Genomic DNA, 1,789 nt, shown 5'->3' with positions numbered 1-1,789 from the left:
GATGAGCCAAGACGGCTCCGATCCCTGGTGGAACGCGGGGCAGCGTCAGCCGGAAGCGCGACCCCTTCAGCTGCATCTGCCGTAATCATGGCAAGCGCGCGGTCATCGATCGTTGCGCTCGGCGCGCAGACGCCATCAGGAGCAGCGCAGGAAAAGTCGCCGCGCACATTTCCGCCGAGCGCTGCGCAACCTCCAAGCGCAAGAGCGGTCGAAAGCAGCAGCGGCGCGCCGAGACGGCGCCAGGGGCTATGCAACGCAGCGTTTCTCATGACCGCGCCTCCCGAAGCCATGCTTCAAGGAAAGCCCGGGGGCGATATCCTTCGATCATCGCGCCATCGCTACGCACGATGACGGGAGTGCCATTGAGGCCGTTCCGCTGCGCGAAGGCCTCGTTCGCATCGAGGCCGGCCGTGTTGCACGAAGCCTCGCCCTTTATCGGCTGCCCGGCATAGGCGGCATGGAGCGCAGCCTCGCGGTTCTTGGCGCAGTAAACCCGGTCGGCGAGATCCCGGCTTCCCAGCACCGAGATCGGCCGCTCGACCACGCGCACGTTCATGTCCTTGAGAACGCCAGTCAGCGCCCGGCAATAGCCGCAGCGAAAATCCGAAAAGACCGTGACGGTCGGGCCCGCCGGATTCCCCCAGACGATCGCGCCATCCTTCGGCAGGCTCGAGAGCGAAAGCGTTCGCGCCTTGGCGGGACTTGCCGGCCGCTCGAGCCGTGCAGGTGCTGCCGCCAGCTGCTGGCCCGCCTCCTCCTCGCCGCCGGCGGCAAGCGCGTTTGCCCGCGCGGAGGAGCCGACCAGCATGTCGGGGTTCATCTCGAGCAGGCGCGCCGCCGTTATGTCCTGACGGGTCTGCATGTCATAGACGCGCCCGATCACCAGATAGCGGGCGCTGGTGTCGACATAGAATAGGTTCTCGCCCGCGGTGATCTCGCACAGGCCCGCAATTTTGCCGCAGTCGATCGCACTCACGGCAGTCTTGGGTAACCGCGCCTTCAGGAGCGCCTGCACCTGGCTTTCGGCGCTGCCCACATCTGCGGCCAGCGCGATGCCCGCGACGCTCAGGGCCGCGCCGGTCGCAACCAGAAGGCGCGATCGCCGAGTGAGCGAGCGGACACGATCAATTGCGGACATAGACACCCTCCAAGAAAACAATTTCGACATCGATCCCGGTCGGCATTTCGATCACCGGCTGATATTGCTCGGCGCGCTCGATCAGATATTTCGACACCATGTCGCCCGACTGCGCGACGCCTTCGCCAAAGCCGCCTTCGAGGATTTCGCCCGTCGAAAGCTTGTCGCGCTGCCCGTTCGTGGTGATGTTCGTTCCCTGGAACACGCTGTTGGCATTCGCGGAGAAGCCGCGGCCGAAGCCGCCGGCGAGCCCGGCCAGGAACGCCTGGGTGACGAGCGAGCCCTCGCGGGACACCACCCTTCCCCGCACGCCGGTCTTGCCGCCGAAGGCAATGAATCCCTTCACCTCCGACACGGCGTAGCGGCCGCCCGGCTGCGGGCAGGTCATCTTTTGCAGCTTGACGTAGACTTTCTCGCTCGAAAGATCGCCGCGCGCCGCGCCGTTGATGAGACAGCCTTCGATCTTGGTCGTAAGCAGCCGGCCGTTCTGATAGACCGAACGCGCGGGCCCCGTAACGCGGAGCACCACCGGAAGCGGGTCGGTCTGGCTGTTCACGCCGGCGCTCGCGTCGACGCCGACGATCACCTTCGCCCTCGCGAAGCTGTTCGGCGGCAAATAATTGACGCTGTCCGTGTAGGTGGTGTTGCCTT

Annotated in this window: 2 protein-coding genes and 1 pseudogene; all 3 read right to left on the bottom strand. The window is 65.7% G+C overall.

What is annotated here, in order from left to right; all coding sequences use genetic code 11:
* Positions 1-269: pseudogene (locus tag RLDS_RS56870) on the bottom strand (TraV family lipoprotein); the annotation flags it as partial.
* The gene (locus tag RLDS_RS32535; RefSeq protein ID WP_020818504.1) at positions 266-1,138 is read right to left on the bottom strand and encodes a DsbC family protein; all 873 of its coding nucleotides are present in this window, start codon (positions 1,136-1,138) and stop codon (positions 266-268) included. The pseudogene RLDS_RS56870 and the gene RLDS_RS32535, both read right to left, overlap by 4 nt.
* A partial coding sequence (locus tag RLDS_RS32530; protein WP_021224641.1) for a TraB/VirB10 family protein occupies positions 1,125-1,789 on the bottom strand: 665 nt, incomplete at its 5' end. The genes RLDS_RS32535 and RLDS_RS32530, both read right to left, overlap by 14 nt.

This window comes from Sphingobium lactosutens DS20 (assembly GCF_000445105.1).
In the GTDB taxonomy this organism is placed as follows: domain Bacteria; phylum Pseudomonadota; class Alphaproteobacteria; order Sphingomonadales; family Sphingomonadaceae; genus Sphingobium; species Sphingobium lactosutens.
The sequence above is the reverse complement of the archived record's forward strand: the minus strand, read 5'-3'. Positions and strand labels throughout refer to the sequence as shown.

Coding starts and splice junctions, on each gene's coding strand:
- RLDS_RS32535 (WP_020818504.1), bottom strand. CDS start 1,138: ATGTCCGCAATTGATCGTGTCCGCTCGCTCACTCGGCGATCGCGCCTT.